This is a genomic window from Mycobacterium sp. SMC-8, assembly GCF_025263565.1.
Lineage (GTDB): Bacteria > Actinomycetota > Actinomycetes > Mycobacteriales > Mycobacteriaceae > Mycobacterium.
In genome coordinates this window covers 5035077-5056707 of record NZ_CP079865.1, presented here as the reverse complement: position 1 = coordinate 5056707, position 21631 = coordinate 5035077, and the positions used below count along the sequence as shown (strand labels likewise).

Sequence of the window (21631 nt, the reverse complement as noted above, 5' to 3'; positions counted from 1 at the left end):
GTTATGGGACCACCGGCGCGTCGCGTCGGTGGTCCCTTCATCTGTTCGTTTGATCGCCGTGACGGTCGAAGTCACGGAGGCGGCGGGCATGGCTTTTCGGGAGGTCAGTGTGAACGAGATCAGGGAAGTGCTGCGGGTGTGGCTGGGGGTCGCCGGGCTACCGGCACCGGGCTACCGCACGATCGCCGCGCATTGCGGCGTGGACCGCAAAACTGTGCGCCGCTACGTCGAGGCTGCGCAAGCGGCTGGTCTGCACCGCAGCGACGGCGTTGAGGCCGTCGATGACGGGTTGATCGGGGCTGTCGCCGACGCGGTGCGCCCGGTACGCCCGGATGGCCACGGCGCAGCGTGGGAACAGCTGCTGGGGTTCGAGGACCAGATCACCGCGTGGGTGGCCGGCGAGGGTGAGCAGCGTCCGTTGACGATCACCAAGATCGAGACCCTGCTGGCCCGTCAGGGGTGCGTGGTGCCGTATCGCACGTTGAACCGATTCGCCGGTGAGCGTTGCGGTTTCGGCCGCAAGGACACCACGGTGCGGGTCGCCGACGGGGATCCCGGGGTGGAATGCCAGATCGATTTCGGCTACCTCGGGATGCTCACCGACGCCGATGGTGGGCGGCGCCGCAAGGTGCACGCGCTGATCTTCACCGCCGTCTACTCCCGGCACATGTTCGTGTGGCTGACCTACTCGCAGACCCTGGTGGCGGTGATCGCCGGATGTCAGGCGGCGTGGGAGTTCTTCGGAGGGGTGTTCGCGGTGCTGATCCCGGACAACCTCAAGCCGGTGATCGCCGCCGCTGATGCGGTCAATCCCCGATTCACCCAGGGGTGGCTCGACTACGCCGGTCATGTCGGGTTCCTCACCGACCCGGCTCGGGTGCGCTCCCCAAAGGACAAACCGCGAGTGGAGCGTGCGGTGCAGTACGTGCGCCGAAACTTCTGGGACGGTGAAACATTCGCCAGTATTGAGCAGGCGCAGCAGGCTGTCACCGTGTGGTGTCTTCGTACTGCCGGGACCCGCATCCACGGCACCACCTGCGCACGGCCGGTGGAGGTGTTCACCACCGAGGAGCAACCGCTGCTGCTGGCGGTGCCGGGGGCCTACGACGTGCCGGTGTTCAAAGCGGTCAAGGTGCACCGCGACTTCCACGCCGAGGTCGCCAAAGCCCTCTACTCGCTTCCTGAGCAGTGGATCGGGCACACCCTCGACGTGCGTGCTGACGGTGAGCTGGTGAAGTTCTATCACCGCGGTGTGCTGGTCAAAGTCCATCCTCGTCAGCCTGCGGGAGGCCGCAGTACCGACCGCGCTGATCTACCCGAACACAAAGTCGGTTACGCGCTGCGGGACTTAACGACGCTGATCGCCACCTGCGCCGCCTATGGCCCGAACGTCGGGATCTACGCCGAACGCATCCTCGACGATCCGCTGCCGTGGACGCGGATGCGCACCGTCTACCGACTCCAGGGCCTGGTGCGCCGTTACGGCGCGCAGCGTGTCGAGCAGGCATGTTCGGTGGCACTGGATCTCGACGTCGTCTCGGTCAACAAGATCGCCTCGATGCTCGAGCGCGCCACCGAGAACACGATCCCGGCACTGCCGCTGGCCGTCGGCCAAACCGCTACCCGGTTCTCGCGCGATCCATCCGAATTCGGCACCACCTCAACATCATTGACCGTCATCGCCAATGCCGACTCCGAGGAGACCTGCTGATATGACCACTACCAACCGCGTGGCCGCAGACCCGGTCGGCGCCGACCTGCTCCGACTGCTCAAAGCGCTCAAGCTCGGCGCCCTGGCCGACACCCTGCCCGAACGGGCCGCACTGGCCCGCCAGCACAAACTCAGCCACATCGGATTCCTCGAAACACTTCTTGCCGACGAAGTATCCCGACGCGAATCCCGATCAGCCGCCCTGCGGGCGGCCAAAGCCGGACTCGACCCGACGATGCGCTTCGACTCCTGGACCGCACAACAGGACCTGCGCTACGACCGTACCCTGCTCGGCGACCTGACCTCGCTACGATTCCTCGACGCCGGACAGTCCGCAATCATCCTCGGGCCCGTGGGCGTAGGCAAAACACATCTGGCAACAGCACTGGGGCACTTGGCCATTCGTCGCCGCCACACCGTCCTGTTCGCCCGATCCGACAAACTGTTCACCCGGCTACGCGCCGCCCGACTCGACCACACCGTCGACGCCGAGATCCGCCGACTGGCGGCCGTCGACGTCCTCATCATCGACGACTTCGCGCTGCGACCCCTCGACGCCACCGAAACCAGCGACTTCTACGAAATCGTCGTCGAACGCCACCAAACCAAGACCACCATCGTGACATCAAACCGGGAACCCGCCGAATGGCTGACCATGACCGCCGACACCCTGCTCGCCCAATCAGCCATCGACCGACTCACCGCTGCGGCCCACACCCTGGTCATCGAAGGACCGTCCTACCGCCAACGCACCCGACCCGGTCAGCTTGACCCAGAGGGACCCGACGAGCATCCTCGATAACGCGCCACGGTGGTCCCATCCCCCTGGCAATCAGGTGGTCCCATCACCCTGGCAAGCGACACCAGTACGCCTGCGGCGGCGCCAGCCAACAGGCCGCGCCAGATGATTTGCTTCTCCATCTCGTTAGTCCCTTTCGGTTTCGGCATAACAAGGAAACATCAGCAGAGTGGTCAGATTGGCGGTCGAGTCGATCGGATCGGGCCTTAAGAAGCCTCATCAGATAGCAGTTCGATCGTATGCGCGACCCGCTGCCGCCACACATCTGCGTCCAGAATGCGCGCGCCCGTGGATCCGGCGACCTCGGGCTGCTATTGAGAGTCGCCGGCGGCATAGGCTGTAGCCCAGTCGCGCACGCTGCGGGCGTACGGATCGGACTGGTTGTAAGCCCACAGCGCTGTCATCCACCCCTTTGGGGTCGCCAGGTCGCCGCCGCGGTTGCATAGGTAGCCGGCAGCCGACAGCGCAGCGTCGTCGACGTTGTCGGGACTGACGATGCCGTCATTGTTGGCGTCAACCCCATAGAGCCGCCAGGTCTCCGGGATGAATTGCATCGGACCCATTGCCTGGGCGAATCCGGGCTCACCGTCGGGCGAGCCGCCGCCGCTGTCGGTAATGCGCATATTGCCGTTCGAGCCATCAAGGCGTACACCACGAATCGGCGGAGTGACATCCCCGTTCGGGGCGATGGTGGCGCCGCGAAAGGTGCCGTTGCGGCTCTCGACCATGCCGATCCCCGCCAGCGTCGTCCAGGCCAGCTGGCAGTCGGGGTTCTCGACGTGGGCGACTCTGGCCGCATAGGCATATGCCTCTAGCGCGGTGGCCGGTATGTTCAGCGCCGGAGCCCGTTGTGCAGCCCAGACGCGCAACTGGTCGGCGGGTCGGCCGCGGGCAGGATAGTCAATGTAGGGCACCGGGGCTCCCGCGGGCGGCGGAACGCCTTCAGGAATGGAGGTGCCGGTCTGGCACGAACAGCTGGACGTCATCAGCACCGCGGTCGCGCCCACAACGGCGACAGCCCGCACACGCACCAACGACACTGGACTCCCTCAAGCCATTCTGTCGAATCCATTGTGCCACAGGGCTTGAAGCCTTGGGTTCACCTTGGCGCGACGTTGGCGCAGACATCAGAGCGGTGTCAGAGCCCATCGACCGCTCGACCTCAAGCGGGTATGCCGGATCCTTCGCGTGCTAGAGCCCGCGGCTCGACGGTGCGATGTCTAGTGCCGCCTGACCGCGCGATTCGACGTCATGAGCAGCAGCGGTCGCGCTGGCCCGATCGACCTGGGCGACCAGCAGCGGGAGATCACGACCATGCAAGGCCTTCCTGCAGGCCTCTGAGCCGACGCGGTCTTTCGAGCTCGTGTCCGCACTAGGGCGCCAATGTTGTTGAGCAACAACGGTTACGTAGGCAATGGGTCGGCGGCTCGGATCGGTATTGATGGCGACCTCGGCCCGTCTAGGTTGCGGTAGCGTGACGGTGGAGGCATCGCCGGTGCACTCCATCACTGCCGGCGGTGATGGTGCCGTGGGGTTTCACTATGGCGTTGGTGATTGCCTGCCCTGGGCCTGGGGCCGAGGCCCACGCTGCCGGTGGTCGGTCTGGGCTAGGGGCCCTGGAGGGTGTTGCAGGTGAACTTAGTACAGCCAATTCAGCCGATCCGCGACCAGGGCATAGCCGACGTAGGCCACCGTGTTGATCACCCCGTGGGCGATGATCAGTGGCCACAGCCGACCGGTGCGCCGCCACGCGTAGCCGAACACCAGACCCATCACGACGTTGCCCAGCCCGGCGCTGAAGCCTTGATACAGGTGGTATGTGCCGCGTAAGAGGCTTGACAGCACCAGCGCGGTGGCCGGGAGGACCCGCAGTTGGTGCAGCCGGGTGAGCAGAAAACCCACCACGATGATCTCTTCGGCCCAGGCGTTGGCGAACGACACCAAAATGAGGACGGGGATGCGCCACCACGTGTCGTTCAGTTCCGAGGGCACTACCGATGCGCTGAGACCCAATGCGCGGGCGGTAACATACAGCGCCAGGCCGGGCAGCCCGATAAGGGCCGCGAGCCCGATGCCACCGAGAAGGTCGAGCCGGTACCGCGGTCGGCCCAACCCGATTGCTGCCGGGCCAAAACCACTGCGCCACAACAGGTATACGGCGAGAAAGCCCCAAGCGACCAATTGGAACACGGTCGCCAGATTAAGGCCGAGATCGATGAGGTCGAACGAAGAGCGGCGCGGGTTGAGCGCTACCGTCTGCCCCGCCAGGCCGAGCAGCACCGCCTCGATCAGATCCAGGATCGCGGTATAGGCGCTTAGAGCGAACGTCACCATCAACACAACGACGATCTCGATCCGCAGCGGCTGCCGCTGGTCGTCGGTTAGGGCATCGGGGGCATTCACTGAAGCCACGGTAGCCTGCCGGGTCCACACCTGCTTCTCGCATAACCCGTCGAGGAAGGGCCGCCGTCAGCGCCCGGATCGCCTGGGGCGCCTCGCTTCTGATTGCGGATTCCCGTATCAGGACATCACTGGCGCGGCGTCAGGCTTGTGCCGACGGTTCATAGGCCTGTGGGCTTCTCCTGGGCTCACTGTTGTTTAGGCGGCCACCGCCCCAGGTGATTCCGGCGATCATCGCCAGCGTGCAGGCTAGGACGATCGAATAACCGCAGGGGGTATCGGAAACCTCGATCCCAGTCGAACTTTCGCCGTGCGGTCAGGCGATCACTGCTGTCCGCGACGATGACACGCGCGAGGGGTGATGATTGAGCTTTACGACGTCAATCTCGTCGATCGGAAGGAGGTGATGTGTTTTGCCCTCCAGAGCGCCCGGGTTCAGATCGGGGGTGTTCTGCTGCGTTCTTCCGGCGGTGTCGCCTACTTTGCCAGAACGCGATCACTCCGCCAAGCGCCAGACCGGCGCCGGCTGCTGTGAGTACAGACGCCTTGGTGTCCGAACCTGCGGTCGCCGCGGGCGCCGGAGGAGACGGCTCAGCGGTGCTGGGTGCTGCACGGGCTGGCGCGGTTGTGGGTGACGGCTGTTCTGGGACGCCGGCGATGGTGAAGGTGTACGAGCCGGAGACGGGGTGGCCATCTGCTGAGACCACGCGGTAGCTGACGGTGAACAGGCCGTTTGTGAGTCGGTCGGGCCCGACGGCGACCGTGAGGCGCGGCCCTTCGACGTTTGCCGAGCCCGATACCCAGTTGCGACCATCGGCGCTGGTGACGGCGACGTCCGCGAAGGCTGGATTGATTTCCTCGGAAAAGATCAGCACGACGGCGGTCAATGGGGAAGCTACGCTCGCGTCCTTGGCCGGGTCAGAACCCACGAGTGAGGTGTGCGCGGCAGCGACTCCGACTCCGCACAGCCAGAAGCCCAGCGCCACCATTGTGGTCATGACGGCGCGCGTGGCCAGGTTCACGGTCCTCCTTGGGCTCGCGTCCGTCGTGCCAACACGCGGTCCGCGCACATGAGTGTATGTTCCCGTCTGACAACGCCAACGTCAGTTCACGCATGCCTCACGCTGGATAACAAGTGCTTCTACGACAACACCAAACGCCGCGATGTCGTCAAAGTTGTAAACACGGTGGGACCCACCGTGTCCGGTACCGACGGGCTCGGCGACTGGAACATTCCCGGGAACCGCGGGAGCGGGCAACGCTGTGGTAGCTGGCTAGTAGCGGCGCACGTTGTAGATCGGCGCCGAGGAGATCGGCGCCACCTTCACCGGAGTGCCGTACGTCGAGGCGTGCACCATGTTCCCATCGCCGATGTAGATGCCCGCGTGTGAGGCGTCCGAGTAGAAGGTGACTATGTCGCCGGGCTGTACCTCGGTCGTCGCCACGGGTTGTCCGCCCGCCGCGAGCGCCTGACTCGACCGCGGGAGCGACTTACCATTCTGCAGAAACGCCCACTTGATCAGCCCCGAGCAGTCGAAGGCATCTGGTCCTGTCGCACCCCACGAATAGGGCGCACCCACACGGGTCAACGCCGCCTGCACGACCCCGGTCCCCTCGGGTGAGCTGGACGGACCCGGCCCCACCGGTGGTATCGCCTCGGGCATCGCCATGATGGCCGGGTTGGCCGCTGGCGGGACCGGCGGCGCGGGCGGCATCGGCCCAGGGTCCGCGAGCGCTGCACGTTGATCGGGGGTCAGTGCGCGGTATAGCGCCTCTACTTCGGCGATCTGTGTTCGCAGCCGGCTCTGCTTCGACTGCAGGTCCGCGCGGACGGCCGACGCCTGCTCCGCGGCAGTACGAGCTGCCAGCGCTGATGACTGCGCCGCGAGCGCGGCTTCGTCGGCACGGGTTGATGCGGCGCGAAAGGCGCTGATGCGGTTCGACATGTGAGTGGCCATCACCCTGCTCGAGGAGAGTTCGTCGAGCAGGCGTTGGGGGGACTCCGCGGTCAGCGCCGCGCTGATCGTGCTGGTCGAACCACCCATGTACGCCGCGGCCGCCACCTGATTCACGGCGGCCTGATACTCACCGAGGTCGGCTCGCGCCGCGGTCATCGCTTCGAGTTCGGTGCGTTGACGATCCTCAGCCCTGCGCTGCGCCCCGAGTTTCGCCTCGAGGTCCAGTTCGGCCGAATACACCGCTTCCGTGGTCCGCTCGGCTTCTCGTGAGAACTCCGTCAATCGAGCCAGGGCGTCGGCAGCCGGGTCGGCCCACCCAGTCCCGGCAGAGTCGCCGAGAGTCAGTGCGAGCACGATTGCCATGACGAGAGCACCCGCCGAGCGGCATACCGCGGCAGGGCGGTTCATCCTCAAAACACAGTCCTTACACCGCAGGGACATCTATGGTCTAGCTACGTAGGTCACGGAAAGATTACGAGTAACCGCGTTCAATGTCCACGCCCAGGGCGATGCTCCTCGGCCGTACGCGCCCATTGCGCATGCTCCGTCGCGCCGGGCGGGGCTCAAAAGCGAACTCCCGCTGAATGTTCCGGTCGAATCGCACCACGGCATCCAACGACGCAACTGTCGCACATTTACTGTGTGCAATAGTAGGTAGCGACTCAGTAGACCGTCTGCGGACTTGGCTTGACGAGGGACGACATGACAAGTGGCACCGCCATCACGGCACGGGTTCATTCGCTGAATCGGCCCAACATGGTCGCCGTAGGGACGATCGTGTGGTTGTCCAGTGAGTTGATGTTCTTCGCCGGTCTGTTCGCGATGTACTTCACCGCTCGCGCCCAGGCCGATGAGTGGCCGCCCCCGCCCACCGAGCTGAACCTCGCGCTCGCGGTGCCGGTGACGTTGATCCTCATCGCGTCGTCGTTCACCTGTCAGATGGGTGTCTTCGCCGCTGAACGCGGCGACGTGTTCGGCCTGCGCCGGTGGTACGTCGTCACCTTGCTCATGGGATTGATCTTCGTGCTCGGCCAGGGATACGAATACATCAGCCTGGTGCGTGAGGGAACGACGATCGCCGGCAGCGCGTACGGGTCGGTCTTCTACCTCACCACGGGTTTCCACGGGTTGCACGTGATCGGCGGTCTCGTCGCCTTCATCCTGCTGCTCATTCGCACGCGCATGAGCAAGTTCACCCCCGCCCAAGCGACGGCGGCCATCGTGGTGTCCTACTACTGGCACTTCGTCGACATCGTGTGGATCGCGCTCTTTGCCACCATCTACTTCGTGAGATGACCCTGGGCATGCCGCGCAGGTGGTGTCGACGACCCCCGCAGGCCGGGAGGTGGCTCGCGCAGTTGGCCCCCGTCGTTGCAGTCGCCGCCGCACTCGTCGGGCTCGCCTCGACCGGCGCGCCGACCGCCGCCGCCGAGCCGACGTCGGGGCAGACCTCCTCGATAGCTCCAACACACTCCGCCGGCCCAACACCCACCAAACACTCCTACGACGACACGCACACCGGTCAACAACCTGAAGGCGTGAATCCGGCGCTGTGGATCTTGGCGGGCGCCGTCATCGGACTGATCGCGATCGCCGTCATCATGCTGAGAGCAGGCAAACCGGTACGCCATCAACTCAGCCGGGGCCCGTGACCTGAACGGCGAGTGAATGATCAGCCGTCGGACAACACGGATCAAGTGCCCCCTCTCGGTCGGCGTCTTGTCCTAGCCCACGGAGATGGCATCGTCTTGACGCCCGTTGCCCACGGTCATCGTCAGGCCCAGCACGCCCGGCAGCAGCGCTGACCGTAACCGACGACTCCACCGATCTCCGACGTCGCCCTCGGTGACCGACGTCTGTAAGTCCGGAACACGCAGATCGTAAGGGGGTGCCCTTATCGACGACCCTTCGGATCGCTGCGCCTGCCGCGGCGTTGGTAGACCGCTGCACGCTCTGATGATCGCGGCTCCGCCGACGATTGCCAACGGCGTTAGCGTCGGCCACCAGACGCTCCTGCGCCAATAGATCGCCCGCATTGTTGAAACGCCTCATCAATGTCGTCCCGTCATTCGCCGTGAAGCCATTGCGCTACCATTTACGTAGTCTCTACGTAGAAGGTGCCGGGCTGACCGGCCCTGGCAGCAGGGGCGCCGCCGGTGCTCGCTCGAGCGGCCGCGGTGCCTGCGCCCAACGTCCAGTCACGGAGGTCGTCGTGTCGATGCACGGGTCACGCACCACGTCGCGCGGCTTCGACTCGGCGGGCCCGTATCGGAGCAACCCAGCGTGAGTGGCACTTGAATGACTCGTCGACTCACCGATGCGCCCCGAATGTCGCCGTCAAGGCTGGACGTGGGCGTTGAGCGTCGGCGACGGATGCGACCCCCGATACATTGGTCACTGGTGGTACGGCGTGGCATCGTCGCGGGTTTGAGCGCGGTACTGCTCGGCGCCGCAGTGTCCGGATGCTCCAGCGGAGACGACGCCGTCGCGCAGGGTGGCACGTTCGAGTTCGTGTCGCCGGGCGGGCAGGTCGACATCTTCTACGACCCGCCGCAGAGTCGTGGTCGCCCGGGGCTGATACGCGGACCCGACCTGATGTACCCCAACCGCACGTTGTCACTTGACGACTTCGCCGAGCAGGTGGTGGTGATCAACGTGTGGGGTCAGTGGTGCGGTCCCTGTCGCACCGAGATGCCGGAGCTGCAAAGGGTGTACGACGCGACCCGGGACGAGGGAGTCGCCTTCCTGGGCATCGACGTCCGCGACAACAACCGCCAAGCTGCGGTTGACTTCATCGTCGATCGCAAGGTCACCTTCCCGTCGATCTACGACCCACCGATGCGCACGATGATCGCCTTGGGCGCGAGATATCCCACCACCGTCATCCCGTCCACCATCGTCTTGGACCGGTCGCATCGCGTCGCCGCGGTGTTCCTGCGGGCGCTGCTCGCCGAGGATCTCGAACCGGTGGTCCGTCGCCTCGCCGCCGAGACCACAACCGGCTCAGGGCCCCCGCGATGAACGGCGACCCCGCCCCGGCTGCACGTCGCCGCGGGGCGCGGCCGACACTCGGGCGCAACGCCGCGACTCGATGGTGGGCTGCCCCGTGATCGGTCAGGTGGTGCTCCCCACCTCACCGCCGTCGCTATGGGCGATGCTCGGTTGGTTACCGCCGCCGGTTCCGATACTGCCGGTATTGGCAATTGTTTTGGCGGTGTGGTACCTGCTTGCCGTTCGAGTCATCAGATGCCGGGGCCGCCAATGGGCGTGGACGCGCACGGCGAGCTTCCTGGCCGGCTGTATCGCCTTGGCGGCGGTGACGGGCCTGGCCATTGACGGCTACGGCTACCGACTGTTCAGTGCCTTCATGTTCCAGCACCTCACGCTGTCGATCCTCGTTCCGCCGCTGCTCGTGCTGGGTGCGCCCGGCCGGCTGCTCCTCAGGTCCACGCCTCATCGTGGACTCGGACGCTACGTCGTGATCGCCGCGCTGGGCGGCCTGCGCTGCCGGGCGAGCAGGATCGTGCTGCACCCCGGCTTCACCATTCCGGTGTTCCTGTTGAGCTACTACGGCCTGTACCTTTCCGACCTCTTCGACGCGGCGGCGTCCAGCGTGGCCGGACACGTCACACTGCAGGTGTTCTTCCTCACCAGCGGTATGTTGTTCATCCTGCCGATCCTGTCGACCGGTCCCTTGCCGGTCCGGCAGAGCAACCTGGGCCGCTTCTTCGACATCTTCGTCGAAATGCCGCTGCACGTCTTCATCGGCGTCATCCTGATGATGGCACCGCGCACGCTCACCGAGACCTTCGCCCAACCTCCGCCGGACTGGAACGTCGACCCCGTCGCCGACCAGGGGGTTGCTGGCGCCTTGGCGTGGTCCTACGGCGAGCCCGTCGCGCTGCTGACCACAGTGATCTTCGCCATCCGATGGCGCCGTGATGAGGAGTCGGAGTCGAAGAAAAGAGAGGCCGACGTCGAACGCGACGACGCGGAACTGGCGGCCTACAACGCGTTTCTGCGCGGACTGCACCAACAGCGGCGACCACCGACCGACGTGCCGAGCACCGCCAACGAGCACGACTGACGCCGTGACGACAACGCGGCGGCCATCAATTCGACGCCAGACCCAGGTCGCCAGCGACATCGTCAGGGCTGCAGGGTCTCCATGACGGAGATCTCGCTTTGCTGGCTTTCGATGAGCGATCGCGCGATCGCCATCGCCCGAGGATTCGACCCTGCTTCCAGCTGGTCACGCGCGGCCGAGATCGTGAAACGGTGCTGTCGGATCATCAACTCCAGATATTGGCCCGCCGCACCCGTCCCGGTCGCGCTGGTGACGCGACGGACGTCGGCGTCCACGGCGAGCGGATGTTCACCCGGCGCAACTGCGACGTTGGGCTTGCCCGCCGCAGGACGGGGCCCGACGGTCATGGGGGTGAATCCCCAATCGACGAGGAGCGCCTGCAGCTCGTTGACGTAGGTGGTGCTGCCCGCGCTGATTTGTCTGGCGATGTCCCGGATCTCGGGTGCGATGCCTTGCTTGACGGTGGTCGAATTGCTCAATGCAACAGCTTGACCGCTGTGGTCGATGATGTCGAAGGCGAACAAGACGTCGAACCGAGTGTGCGGCTGGTCGGCGACGGCACCCGCGGCGCTCGAAGGACCCGGCGACGACACACGGTCCGTGTCGCCGCAGCCCGCGACGATGATCATCGTCACACCTGCGAGTGCCACCCACGCCGCGCGGACCGGTCGCCCGGTGCCCGTTCTCAGATCGTCGCGCACGCGGTCCCTTTCATCGCCGCCTGCATGGAGCGACGGTGATATCGTTGCCCGCCGAAGCCCGGTCAGAAGGCCGCCTACACCTTAGGGGTGACCCCATCGCCGACCCTCGTAACGCAAAAATGCGAAGCAATGGCCACATACGTAGTCACATAGTAGATTGGTGGTGTGAAGAGCGCACTGGCCGTGTCCTGCCACGGACCGCGGTCGAGTTGGCCTCACCAGCGTCACGTGCGGCCGACGGGTCGACTGGCCCGCCGATGGATCGCGACGGCGCTACTGTTGGCCCTGGGTTTGGCGGTGTTGGCCATGGTTGTGGCCGACCCGGCCGCCGCTCACCTTGCGGGCATGGGCGGCCTCCCGCACCTCTAGCCAGCCAGCCGCTGAAGCGCCACGACCCTGCCGTAGCCGCATTTACGGCGCAACGACGCCGTGCAGCGCGGTATTTGGATGCGCCAAGAATGTCGTGAAGTCCTTAAGCGCGGTGAGCCGCTCACGCGAAGCAGATCAGTACGCCCGATAGCGACAGAGTGACGATCGCCAAGGGTGTGGCGGCCATCGCTGCTACTGCACCGCTGAGCGTGACTTGGGTCTGGATGCGGGCGAACCGTCGTGGTGGCTTCGACAACCGCTCGGCACGGGCGAGCACGGCGATACCGGCGGCGGCCAGACCCTGAGCCGGGGCGGTGGCACCCGCGAGGGTCAACAACCCCGCGAGCAGCGGCTGACGGCCATGGCGACGAGCGGCCGCATCGTCGGCGCACATCTCCAACAGAGAACTGATGTGGCTGGCTGCGCTCGCGAAGAGCCCGCATGTGGGCAGCGCGGCGGTCAGGCCGCGCGCCGCGGCAACGATGTAGGCGTGCCGGCCGTCGAGGTGAGCACGCTCGTGGGCGACGACGGCCGCTAGTTGGCTTTCATTGAGTGCGGCAAGAGCTGCGGAGGTCACTACGATCGCCGGTGGGCGGCCCGCCACGCAATACGCCGCAGGCTCGGATGCCTCGATGACCACGACGTCGCTTCCGTGTGACCTGCCCACCAGGCGTACGGCGTCGGCGTGCGCGAAGGTGTGGGTGCGCATCCGGCCCAGAGCGCGGCTCAGGCGAATGACGACGGCGATCAGACTTCCGACCGCGATGGCTACCGCGACGGTTGCGACGATTCGTGCCGGCCACCCGGCGTGGCCGACGAGAATGGCGCGCAGACGTTCTAGGCACGTGACGAGCAGCGCGTCGGGGCTGTCCCAATGCCCAGCGGCTTCGATGAGCAGCAGCGCGGCGGCGGCAACCGAGCAGCCGAGAACCGTCACGACAGCGGTGATCCACGCGGCTATCGCCAGGCGCGGAGCCCCGCCGTCGGCGGTGATGTGGACCAGCACCTTCGGTCCGATGGACAGGACTGCCGCGACGTACAGCAGCAACGCCGCCGCGACGGTCATCGGCGACTTGACTTGCGGGCCAGGCGCCGCAGCGCAGCACGCAAGTCAGCGGATTCTTCGGCGTCGATCTGCGCCACGAAATGACTCAGGACCGCCTCTGATCGACCGCCGCCGCTCAGTGCCTCCAGCATGAGTCGTGCACTGTGCTCCTCGCGGGTCAGGGTCGGCCGGTAGCGGTAAGCCTTGCCGTCGCGTTCACGCGACAGCCAACCCTTTCCGTGCAAGTTGTCCATCGTCGACATCACTGTGGTGTACGCGATGTGGCGTTCGGTGCTCAACTCGTCGAAGATGTCCCGTACCGTGCTGTCGGCCTCGGGGTCTCGGTTCCAGAGGCGATCCATGATTGACGCCTCGAGTTCTCCGAAGCCACGCACCCGAGCCATGTTCGAACCTCCTGAATTGGTCAGTAGGTAGCTTACGGTGTCGATCGGTGTGCCGGCGCTGAAGTGAGCACACGGCGCCGACTGTGATCGCGCGGCGGCCAGCCGGGCTCGACGTGATTCTACTGACGTCAGTAGCTGGCTGCTAGCTTTCCGCAGCGGGCATGCTTTAGCGATGCGGCGGCGAGGCCGGGCCTTCCGCCTCTGATCGCCCGGCCTCTCCTGGGGAGTTGTCTTCGTGAGACGGCTGTGCTCGCATTGTGTAGACGGTCAGGCAGCTGCCCTAGCCGTTAGGCACTCCCCGTTCCCCCAACCACGCCATCGGATCGGTCTTGACCGATCCGTTGCGGTGCACCTCGAAGTGCAGGTGCGGTCCCGTCGAATTGCCTCGGTTGCCCATGGTGGCGATCTGGTCGCCGGCCATCACCCGCTGGCCCGTTTGCACCATCGTGGTGTCGATGTGACCGTAGAGCGTAACTGTGCCGTCCGCGGCAAGGATCTTGACCCACATGCCGAAACCCGGTGTCGGACCGGAGGCAATCACGTCGCCATCGGATGCGGCGTAGATCGGAGTGCCGACGGCGTTGGCGATGTCGAGTCCGGCGTGCAGGGTGCCCCACCGGGCTCCGAAGCCCGATGTCAGGATGCCTCGGGCAGGAAAGGTGAACTGGGGGCGCCGAAGTCGCGCCTCCCGCTGCGCCCGCTCCTGAGCGAAGGCCGCGCCGTTGGCCAATTCCTGTCGATGGATCCCAGCATCGAAACCGTTTGCCACAGGGATGATCTGCATCCCCGAGGCGTCGGGGAGGGCAGTCGGGGACGCCGCAGAGTCGGCGACCAAAACCGGCTGCTGCGCCTCGGTTTCGTCGACCGCTGCGTTCGCTGCGGCGGCGATCGCGCCGACGGCGATAGCAGTGATGACCAACCTGCTGTGCACCGCACCGGTGGCCGCGGGGGTTCGTCGATGCGCTCCGCCAGATGCGCGGAGGGTAGCGCCCGACTGCGCCCGAGACGGCGGTGGACGTTCCCTAAGACGTGCCCCGCCGACGGGAGCCGGCACGGTCGGTGACGCTGCCTTCGTGGCACCTTTCGGTGGGAGCAGCAGCCGTGGCGACTCATCGGCCACATCGTTGAGGTCGTCGAGTTCCGGTGCGCTCAACACCTCGAAGTCCATAGCGAACGGATCGCTGCGACAATTGGCCATATCCAGCAACGCGCCGAACTCGCCGAAGGCGATGATCTCGGTGACGTCAGTGGCCCCACGATCGGCCGGCGCGTCTGGTCGCGCGAGTCGGTGGTGCACCACTTCGAAGTCGATCCTTTGCCGTTACCGATTCGTTATCTGGTTGGCGAGACGCTAACCCAACACCGGCTACTGGGCAAGTCACGAACCGCCGATGAACGCCCCCGCCTGACATCACACGTTACTTAATGGGTTGGGACGCAATCGGTTTAATCAGCAACGCACGCAACAACGTGAGGAGCTACTTTGCTAAGTACGTACGTAGTAGAACCAGATTAAGGACGACCGTCAGGCTCGGACGTCGTTCGTGACACCTCAATACAGCTCCCCGCGCCGCGAGACTGGCACCTCCCTAACGCACCGGAGGTCGGCTCGAAGGGGCTGGGCCGGAGCGGGTGCGAGTGCTGGCTCGGCACCCGCCCCGGCAGGACGCCCGTCACCGGGCGATGTGGCTCACTGATGGGTCCAGCACTTCCAACTACACAAGCTAGTACTAACCTACGCAGTAGGATATCCTACGTATGTAGTCCGTAGATTCGAAACGGGGTCCGGGCCCGTGGCGGGAGGAGTCTTATGGTCGCCGATGCGCCACCGGTCGGGGAACTGGAGGCACGCCGCCCCTTCCCCGCCCGGATGGGCCCGAAGGGCAATCTGATCTACCGATTGATCACGACCACTGATCACAAGTTGATCGGCATGATGTATTGCGTCGCGTGTTTCGCGTTCTTCCTCATCGGCGGGTTGATGGCGCTGTTTATTCGCACCGAATTGGCGGTGCCCGGCCTGCAGTTCCTGTCCAACGAGCAGTTCAACCAGTTGTTCACCATGCATGGCACGGTGATGCTGCTGTTCTACGCGACACCCATCGTGTTCGGCTTCGCGAACCTGGTGCTGCCGCTGCAGATCGGCGCCCCTGACGTGGCGTTCCCTCGGTTGAATGCGTTCTCGTTCTGGCTGTTCCTGTTCGGTGCGCTGATCGCCACTGCCGGGTTCATCACCCCCGGTGGCGCCGCGGATTTCGGCTGGACCGCCTACACGCCCTTGTCTAGTGCTATCTATTCGCCAGGCGCCGGCGCCGACCTCTGGATTCTCGGCCTGATCGTCGGCGGGCTGGGGACGATCTTAGGCGCGGTCAACATGATCACCACCGTGGTGTGTATGCGTGCGCCGGGCATGACGATGTTTCGGATGCCGATTTTCACCTGGAACATCTTGGTGACGTCGATTCTGGTGCTGCTGGCGTTCCCGCTGCTGACCGCGGCTCTGTTTGCGTTGGCCGCCGACCGGCACCTCGGCGCGCACGTCTACGACCCTGCCAACGGCGGTGTGCTGCTCTGGCAGCACCTGTTCTGGTTCTTCGGTCACCCCGAGGTGTACATCATCGCGCTGCCCTTCTTCGGCATCGTCAGTGAGATCTTCCCGGTGTTCAGCCGCAAGCCCATCTTCGGGTACACCACGCTGATCTACGCGACGCTCGGTATCGCCGCACTGTCGGTGGCCGTGTGGGCGCACCACATGTACGCGACCGGCGCGGTGCTGCTGCCCTTCTTCTCGTTCATGACATTCCTGATCGCCGTCCCGACGGGCATCAAGTTCTTCAACTGGATAGGCACGATGTGGAAGGGGCAGTTGACGTTCGAGACACCGATGCTGTTCTCCATCGGTTTCATCGTCACGTTCCTTCTCGGTGGTCTGTCTGGTGTGCTGCTGGCCAGCCCGCCGCTGGACTTTCAGGTCACCGACAGCTACTTCGTGATCGCGCACTTCCACTACGTGTTGTTCGGCACGATCGTGTTCGCCACCTACGCGGGCATCTACTTCTGGTTCCCGAAGATGACGGGCCGCCTGCTCGACGAGCGCCTGGGCAAGCTGCACTTCTGGCTGACGTTCATCGGTTTCCACACCACGTTCCTGGTGCAGCACTGGCTGGGCAACGAGGGTATGCCGCGTCGCTACGCGGACTACCTGCCTAGCGACGGGTTCACGACGCTGAACGTGATTTCGACGATCGGTGCGTTCATCCTCGGTCTGTCGACGCTGCCGTTCCTGTGGAACGTGTTCAAGAGCTGGCGTTACGGCGAGGTCGTCACCGTCGACGACCCCTGGGGCTACGGCAACTCCCTGGAGTGGGCCACCAGCTGCCCGCCGCCGCGGCACAACTTCACCGAGCTGCCCCGCATCCGTTCCGAGCGCCCGGCGTTCGAGCTGCACTATCCGCACATGATCGACCGGATGCGCCGCGAGGCACACGTGGGTCGTTCGCACGGACCCGAGGACGGCGACGTTACCCGGCTCGACGACGCTCAAGTGCGCACCTAAACCGATCGGCCACAATGCTGATATGCAAAGGCGCGCGCTATTCCAGCCTGATGCGCGGTCACTGCCGAGGCGGCCTCATGCCGCTGTTGAGGCCGCAGCGGGTCGGTGAATCACCTAAAAGGCCTACATGATTCGGGGAGACTTCGAGATGGCCGAGGTGATGTGGGAGGCCGCCGAACCCTGCCTTACGGAAGCGCAGCGTGTGACGGCGCTCACGGCGCTACACGTTGGTGAGCCGAGCATGGCCATTCTGGTGGTAGTAAAAGCCCTGTCCCGCAGCGGTTATCCACTGCCGTCCGAGCTGCACGAGGAATTCCACGAGTGGTTGCGGCAGCGTCCAGGTGCAGGGTCTCACCCCGAGTGGTCGCTCCTCGAACTCCGCGTCATGGCAGCCGACGTGAAGGCAACCGCCGACGTAAGCATGATCAACGGTTGTTTCGGCGATGCAACCCTCTGCTACTTCATCCTCGACGACGCTGGCGTGGCGGATGCCTCCCCGGAGCAACAAGCCGACGCGCTGAGGGCATGGCTATCAGCTAATCGACCGAGTCCATCGCTGCGAGCAGATATGCGGCTCAATGGATTCGGATTTCTTCTCGACACTCCCGAACCTCCGTCATGCGGCGGGCTGGGCACGCCGTGAACGTTTTCGGGTCGCGGCAGCCGACCGCACACAGGGTCCAATACCGTAAACAGACGTCGCGCTCGCAGAGACGATCGCAGGGAGGCGAGACGAGCGGAGGCAGACGAGCGAGGTTGTGGTCTGGCTACGCTACGCCGATAGTCCTCAACGGCAGCGTGAGATCTCAGACGTGAACGTAGTTGGCACACGGGAATCTCTGGCGCTGTATTCGGACTGGGCGTACGCATCAGCGGTGGGCGTGCTGACGCTTGCATTGTTGCTTCTTGCAGCGACTTTCGCGATCGGTCGGACAAGGACACTCGAGAGGTCTATGGCACCTGTAGGGGTCTCGCTCGACAGCGCAAGCCCGGGTGTCGTCACCGAGATGCCGCGGCGATCGCGGGCAGAACGTATGGAGCGTGCTGGAATAGCCGTGGTCTTCGTGGGTACCGTCTTACTCCTGATGTGCATTGTCCTGCGCGGCTTGGCGACCTCGCGTGCCCCCTGGGGCAACATGTACGAGTTCATCAACTTGACTTGCTTGTGCGGCCTCGTCGCCGCGGCAGTCGTGTTGCGCCGCCCGCAGTTTCGCGCGCTGTGGGTGTTTGTCCTGATCCCGGTGTTGATTCTGCTCGCGGTGTCGGGCAAGTGGCTGTATGCCGACGCCGCGCCCGTGATGCCTGCGCTGCAGTCGTATTGGTTGCCTATTCATGTGTCGGTGGTGAGCCTCGGCTCCGGTGTGTTCCTTGTCGCCGGAGTGGCAAGCATTCTGTTCCTGGCCAAGACGTCGACTCATGGTGAGCTGCGGGGCGACGGGGGGAACGGGTACGTCGCGGGCATCATGTCCAGGTTGCCCGATGCACAAGTTCTGGACAGGATCGCCTACCGCACCACGATCTTTGCGTTCCCGACTTTCGGGTTTGGCGTCATCTTCGGCGCGATCTGGGCCGAGGAGACGTGGGGACGCTTCTGGGGTTGGGACCCCAAGGAGACGGTGTCGTTCATCGCATGGGTTGCCTACGCGGCCTACTTGCATGCCCGCTCCACCGCGGGGTGGCGTGACAGGAAGGCTGCTTGGATCAACGTGGCCGGCTTCGTGGCGATGGTCTTCAACCTGTTTTTCATCAATCTGGTGATTGCTGGGTTGCACTCCTACGCCGGGGTGGGCTGACGTCGAGGCCAGAGGGTGCGGACGTACTCGGCACACCAGTTTCGTCTGGCCGCGTCATGACCGCGGCTGAACTCATGACTCCCGTGGTGTCGTCTCGACGACCATGCTGACCTCCGCCCCGCCCCGGACGGCGCCGCGTACCGATTCCGGGCGCCCCGCCCCTGCCTTGACGGGCACTGGGGCTCCCGGGTTCTACCGCCACGACCTCGACGGCCTGCGTGGCATCGCCATCGCGCTGGTCGCGGTGTTCCACGTGTGGTTCGGCCGGGTCTCCGGTGGCGTCGACGTGTTCCTCGCGTTGTCCGGCTTCTTCTTCGGCGGCCGGCTGCTGCGCGCCGCCCTGACGTCGACCGCCTCCCTGGCACCCGTGCCCGAGGTCAGGCGTCTGGTCCGGCGCCTGCTTCCCGCGCTGGTGGTGGTCCTCGCGGCCTCCGCGGGGTTGACGATCCTCGTTCAGCCCGAGACCCGGTGGGAGACGTTCGCCGATCAGAGCCTCGCGAGCCTCGGCTATTACCAGAACTGGGAACTGTCGAGCACGGCAGCGAACTACCTGCGCGCGAGCGAGGCGGTCAGCCCGCTGCAGCACATTTGGTCGATGTCGGTGCAGGGGCAGTTCTACCTCGCATTCCTGCTGCTGGTATTCGGCATCGGCTTCCTGCTGCGCCGCCTACTCGTGGGCAGGCACCTGCGGGTCCTTCTGATCGTCCTGCTATCGGCGCTCACCATCGCCTCATTCGTGTACGCGATCGGTGCGCACCAGGCCGACCAGACCACTGCCTACTACAACAGCTTCGCCCGGGCCTGGGAGTTATTGCTCGGGGCGCTGGCGGGGGCGTTGGTGCAGCACGTCCGGTGGCCGATGTGGCTGCGGACCCTCGTCTCGGTGCTCGCACTGGCCGCGATCCTGTCGTGTGGCGCGTTCATCGACGGCGTCGCGGAGTTCCCCGGACCGTGGGCGCTGGTCCCGGTCGGGGCGACCATCCTGCTCATCCTGAGCGCCGCCAACCGTGCCGCCGACCCGCACCTCGCCCGCGCCGACGGCCGGATGCCCCTGCCGAACCGCCTCCTGGCCACCAAGCCGTTCGTCTCCCTCGGCGCGATGGCCTACTCGCTGTACCTGTGGCACTGGCCGCTGCTGATCTTCTGGCTCGCCTACAGCGGACATGCACAGGCCAACCTGGCCGAGGGCGCGGGCGTCCTGCTGGTCTCCGGGGTGCTGGCCTGGCTGACGACCCGCTACATCGAGGTGCCGCTGCGGCTGCGTGCGACCAGCTCGGCCAAAAAGGCGAAGGCCGCCGTACCGCTGCGCACGCGCCTGCTTAGGCCCACCATCGTGTTGGGCTCGGTGGTGACGCTGTTGGGCGTGGCGCTGACGGCGGCGTCGTTCACCTGGCGCGAGCACGTGGCGGTCCAGCGCGCCAACGGCGAGGAGCTGGCCGGGCTGTCGCCCCGCGACTACCCCGGTGCACGCGCGCTGATCGACCACGCCAAGGTCCCCAAGCTGCCGATGCGGCCGACGGTCCTGGAGGCCAAGGACGACCTGCCGCAGAGCACCGCCGACAGCTGCATCAGCGACTTCGCGGACCCGAGTCTGCGCGAGTGCGCTTTTGGTTCCAAAACCGCGACCCGCACCATCGCGGTGGCGGGCGGCTCGCACGCCGAGCACTGGATCACTGCGCTGGACCTGCTCGGCCGGCTGTACGGCTTCAAGGTCGTGACCTATCTCAAGATGGGCTGCCCCCTATCAGGAGAGCGAGCGCCCCGTATTCCGGGGTCGGGAGAGCCGTACCCGCAGTGCTTTGATTGGGTTCAAGCCGCCATGCGCGAGATCGTCGCCGACCGACCAGATTTCGTGTTCACCACCGTGACACGACCACGGGATACGCAACCCGGCGACGTCATGCCAGATGTGTACCTGCCGATCTGGCAGGCGTTCGCAGAAAGCGGTGTGAAGGTGCTTGGCATGCGCGATACACCGTGGCTGGTCCGCAACGGCGAACCTTTCTTCCCTCGCGACTGTCTGGCCGACGGCGGCGACGCGACGACGTGTGGCATGCCACGAGCGCTCGTCCTCGACGACGTCAATCCCGCTGCAGATCTCACGAATCGTTTCCCGCTGATGAAAGTGATCGACATGAGTAGTGCGATGTGTCGCGACGATTATTGCCGAGCCGCCGAAGGGAACATCCTGATCTACCGAGATTCTCACCACTTGACGGCGACGTACGTGCGGTCCATGGCGCCAGAACTCGGGCGCAGGATTGGTGCTTTGACGGGATGGTGGCCCTAGCGGGGCCGTGATGCGCGCACCATGGGCGTTCTGCTTGAGGCTGTTAGAGCTTGCTCGGTTGCCATCGTTTCTCCAGAGCGGATTCACGTAGTCCATCGCCACCACATTCCAACCATCGCGACGCCACCAACAAGTACTATCTAGGTACGTAGATAATGCGGCGGCGAGCAGAGTCCCCTCAGGGTGCGTTGCTGCGGCTACACAAGACGAGAGGGAGGAGGAGGCCTCGCCGTTTGGCAGGCCCAAAGTTGGGCATGGCATACAAAAGTGAGCCACGGGGCAGAGCGCAAGCAACACGGCGTGCCGCTGGTAACGGCGAGATCGCCGCTGCCCTCGTGCAGTGGGCCGTGTCTCGGGGGTGGACCGCTCGGACCAGTCCCGATGGGTGCTGGCACTTCTACGACCCCGATGGTGAGTACGTGGCGTACTGGCCATCGAAAGCATCCTCAGGCCCCGGTCACCGTTGGTAGACAGTGCGGCTCACCCGTTCCCCGGCAGCGCCTTGCAACGCCGGCAGG

Annotated in this window: 19 protein-coding genes; 11 read left to right on the top strand and 8 right to left on the bottom strand. The window is 65.2% G+C overall.

The features are described 5' to 3' along the window. Positions 1–88 precede the first annotated feature (88 nt). Together istA and istB are read left to right on the top strand one after the other, a co-directional pair. Positions 89–1711: an IS21 family transposase gene (istA, locus tag KXD97_RS24420; RefSeq protein WP_260753010.1), complete on the top strand. Its 1623-nt coding sequence runs from the start codon at positions 89–91 to the stop codon at positions 1709–1711. A gap of 1 nt (position 1712) precedes the next feature. After that, complete coding sequence (istB, locus tag KXD97_RS24415) at positions 1713–2513, top strand: IS21-like element helper ATPase IstB (RefSeq protein ID WP_070351813.1); 801 nt, start codon at positions 1713–1715, stop codon at positions 2511–2513. A gap of 308 nt (positions 2514–2821) precedes the next feature. On the opposite strand, the gene KXD97_RS24410 is transcribed toward istB, so the two are convergent. The 4 genes from KXD97_RS24410 to ripC all read right to left on the bottom strand — a co-directional run bounded on the left by KXD97_RS24410 (position 2822) and on the right by ripC (position 7276). Continuing rightward, positions 2822–3496 (bottom strand): lytic transglycosylase domain-containing protein, encoded by a 675-nt coding sequence (locus KXD97_RS24410; RefSeq protein ID WP_396885505.1) that lies wholly within the window; start codon positions 3494–3496, stop codon positions 2822–2824. 652 nt (positions 3497–4148) lie between these two features. Next, complete coding sequence (locus tag KXD97_RS24405; RefSeq protein ID WP_260753005.1) at positions 4149–4943, bottom strand: CPBP family intramembrane glutamic endopeptidase; 795 nt, start codon at positions 4941–4943, stop codon at positions 4149–4151. A 347-nt stretch (positions 4944–5290) separates the two neighbouring features. Continuing rightward, positions 5291–5932 carry a copper resistance CopC family protein gene (locus tag KXD97_RS24400; protein ID WP_260752999.1) on the bottom strand — a complete coding sequence of 214 codons (642 nt, stop codon included), beginning with the start codon at positions 5930–5932 and terminating at the stop codon, positions 5291–5293. Between the two features lie 252 nt (positions 5933–6184). Further along, the gene (ripC, locus tag KXD97_RS24395; protein WP_396884552.1) at positions 6185–7276 is read right to left on the bottom strand and encodes a peptidoglycan hydrolase RipC; all 1092 of its coding nucleotides are present in this window, start codon (positions 7274–7276) and stop codon (positions 6185–6187) included. A 294-nt stretch (positions 7277–7570) separates the two neighbouring features. Between ripC and KXD97_RS24390 the strand changes: the two genes are divergently transcribed. The 4 genes from KXD97_RS24390 to KXD97_RS24375 all read left to right on the top strand — a co-directional run bounded on the left by KXD97_RS24390 (position 7571) and on the right by KXD97_RS24375 (position 10955). After that, positions 7571–8164, top strand: a complete 594-nt coding sequence (locus KXD97_RS24390) for a heme-copper oxidase subunit III (RefSeq protein ID WP_011893689.1) — start codon at positions 7571–7573, stop codon at positions 8162–8164. Next, a complete protein-coding gene (locus KXD97_RS24385; protein WP_011893690.1) occupies positions 8161–8520 on the top strand; it encodes a hypothetical protein in 360 nt (119 codons plus the stop codon). The genes KXD97_RS24390 and KXD97_RS24385 overlap by 4 nt, the downstream gene beginning before the upstream one ends. Before the next feature lie 646 nt (positions 8521–9166). Continuing rightward, positions 9167–9889: a TlpA disulfide reductase family protein gene (locus KXD97_RS24380; RefSeq protein WP_011893692.1), complete on the top strand. Its 723-nt coding sequence runs from the start codon at positions 9167–9169 to the stop codon at positions 9887–9889. Between the two features lie 70 nt (positions 9890–9959). Continuing rightward, positions 9960–10955, top strand: a complete 996-nt coding sequence (locus tag KXD97_RS24375; RefSeq protein ID WP_011893693.1) for a cytochrome c oxidase assembly protein — start codon at positions 9960–9962, stop codon at positions 10953–10955. Between the two features lie 62 nt (positions 10956–11017). Here KXD97_RS24375 and KXD97_RS24370 read toward each other — a convergent pair whose 3' ends face one another. Continuing rightward, positions 11018–11584, bottom strand: coding sequence for a DUF305 domain-containing protein (locus tag KXD97_RS24370; protein ID WP_011893694.1), 567 nt, complete (start codon positions 11582–11584; stop codon positions 11018–11020). A 237-nt stretch (positions 11585–11821) separates the two neighbouring features. Between KXD97_RS24370 and KXD97_RS24365 the strand changes: the two genes are divergently transcribed. Continuing rightward, complete coding sequence (locus KXD97_RS24365) at positions 11822–12025, top strand: hypothetical protein (protein WP_260752990.1); 204 nt, start codon at positions 11822–11824, stop codon at positions 12023–12025. 121 nt (positions 12026–12146) lie between these two features. On the opposite strand, the gene KXD97_RS24360 is transcribed toward KXD97_RS24365, so the two are convergent. The 3 genes from KXD97_RS24360 to KXD97_RS24350 form a co-directional block, all read right to left on the bottom strand. Beyond that, positions 12147–13091, bottom strand: coding sequence for a M56 family metallopeptidase (locus KXD97_RS24360; protein WP_260752987.1), 945 nt, complete (start codon positions 13089–13091; stop codon positions 12147–12149). Next, entirely contained in the window at positions 13088–13474 is a 387-nt protein-coding gene (locus KXD97_RS24355; RefSeq protein WP_260752986.1) for a BlaI/MecI/CopY family transcriptional regulator, read from the bottom strand. Before KXD97_RS24355 ends, KXD97_RS24360 begins: the two co-directional genes overlap by 4 nt. A 280-nt stretch (positions 13475–13754) precedes the next feature. Next, on the bottom strand, positions 13755–14774 hold the full coding sequence (locus KXD97_RS24350; RefSeq protein ID WP_011893697.1) for a M23 family metallopeptidase: 1020 nt from the start codon (positions 14772–14774) through the stop codon (positions 13755–13757). A gap of 510 nt (positions 14775–15284) precedes the next feature. Here KXD97_RS24350 and ctaD point away from each other — a divergent pair. The 4 genes from ctaD (at position 15285) to KXD97_RS24330 (ending at position 21113) form a co-directional block, all read left to right on the top strand. Beyond that, the gene (gene ctaD, locus KXD97_RS24345) at positions 15285–17030 is read left to right on the top strand and encodes a cytochrome c oxidase subunit I (RefSeq protein WP_099962915.1); all 1746 of its coding nucleotides are present in this window, start codon (positions 15285–15287) and stop codon (positions 17028–17030) included. A 148-nt stretch (positions 17031–17178) separates the two neighbouring features. After that, on the top strand, positions 17179–17673 hold the full coding sequence (locus tag KXD97_RS24340) for a hypothetical protein (RefSeq protein WP_041800675.1): 495 nt from the start codon (positions 17179–17181) through the stop codon (positions 17671–17673). 169 nt (positions 17674–17842) lie between these two features. Further along, complete coding sequence (gene ccsB, locus KXD97_RS24335) at positions 17843–18823, top strand: c-type cytochrome biogenesis protein CcsB (RefSeq protein WP_011893700.1); 981 nt, start codon at positions 17843–17845, stop codon at positions 18821–18823. A 103-nt stretch (positions 18824–18926) separates the two neighbouring features. Continuing rightward, positions 18927–21113 (top strand): acyltransferase family protein, encoded by a 2187-nt coding sequence (locus KXD97_RS24330; protein ID WP_011893701.1) that lies wholly within the window; start codon positions 18927–18929, stop codon positions 21111–21113. Positions 21114–21631: the final 518 nt, after the last annotated feature.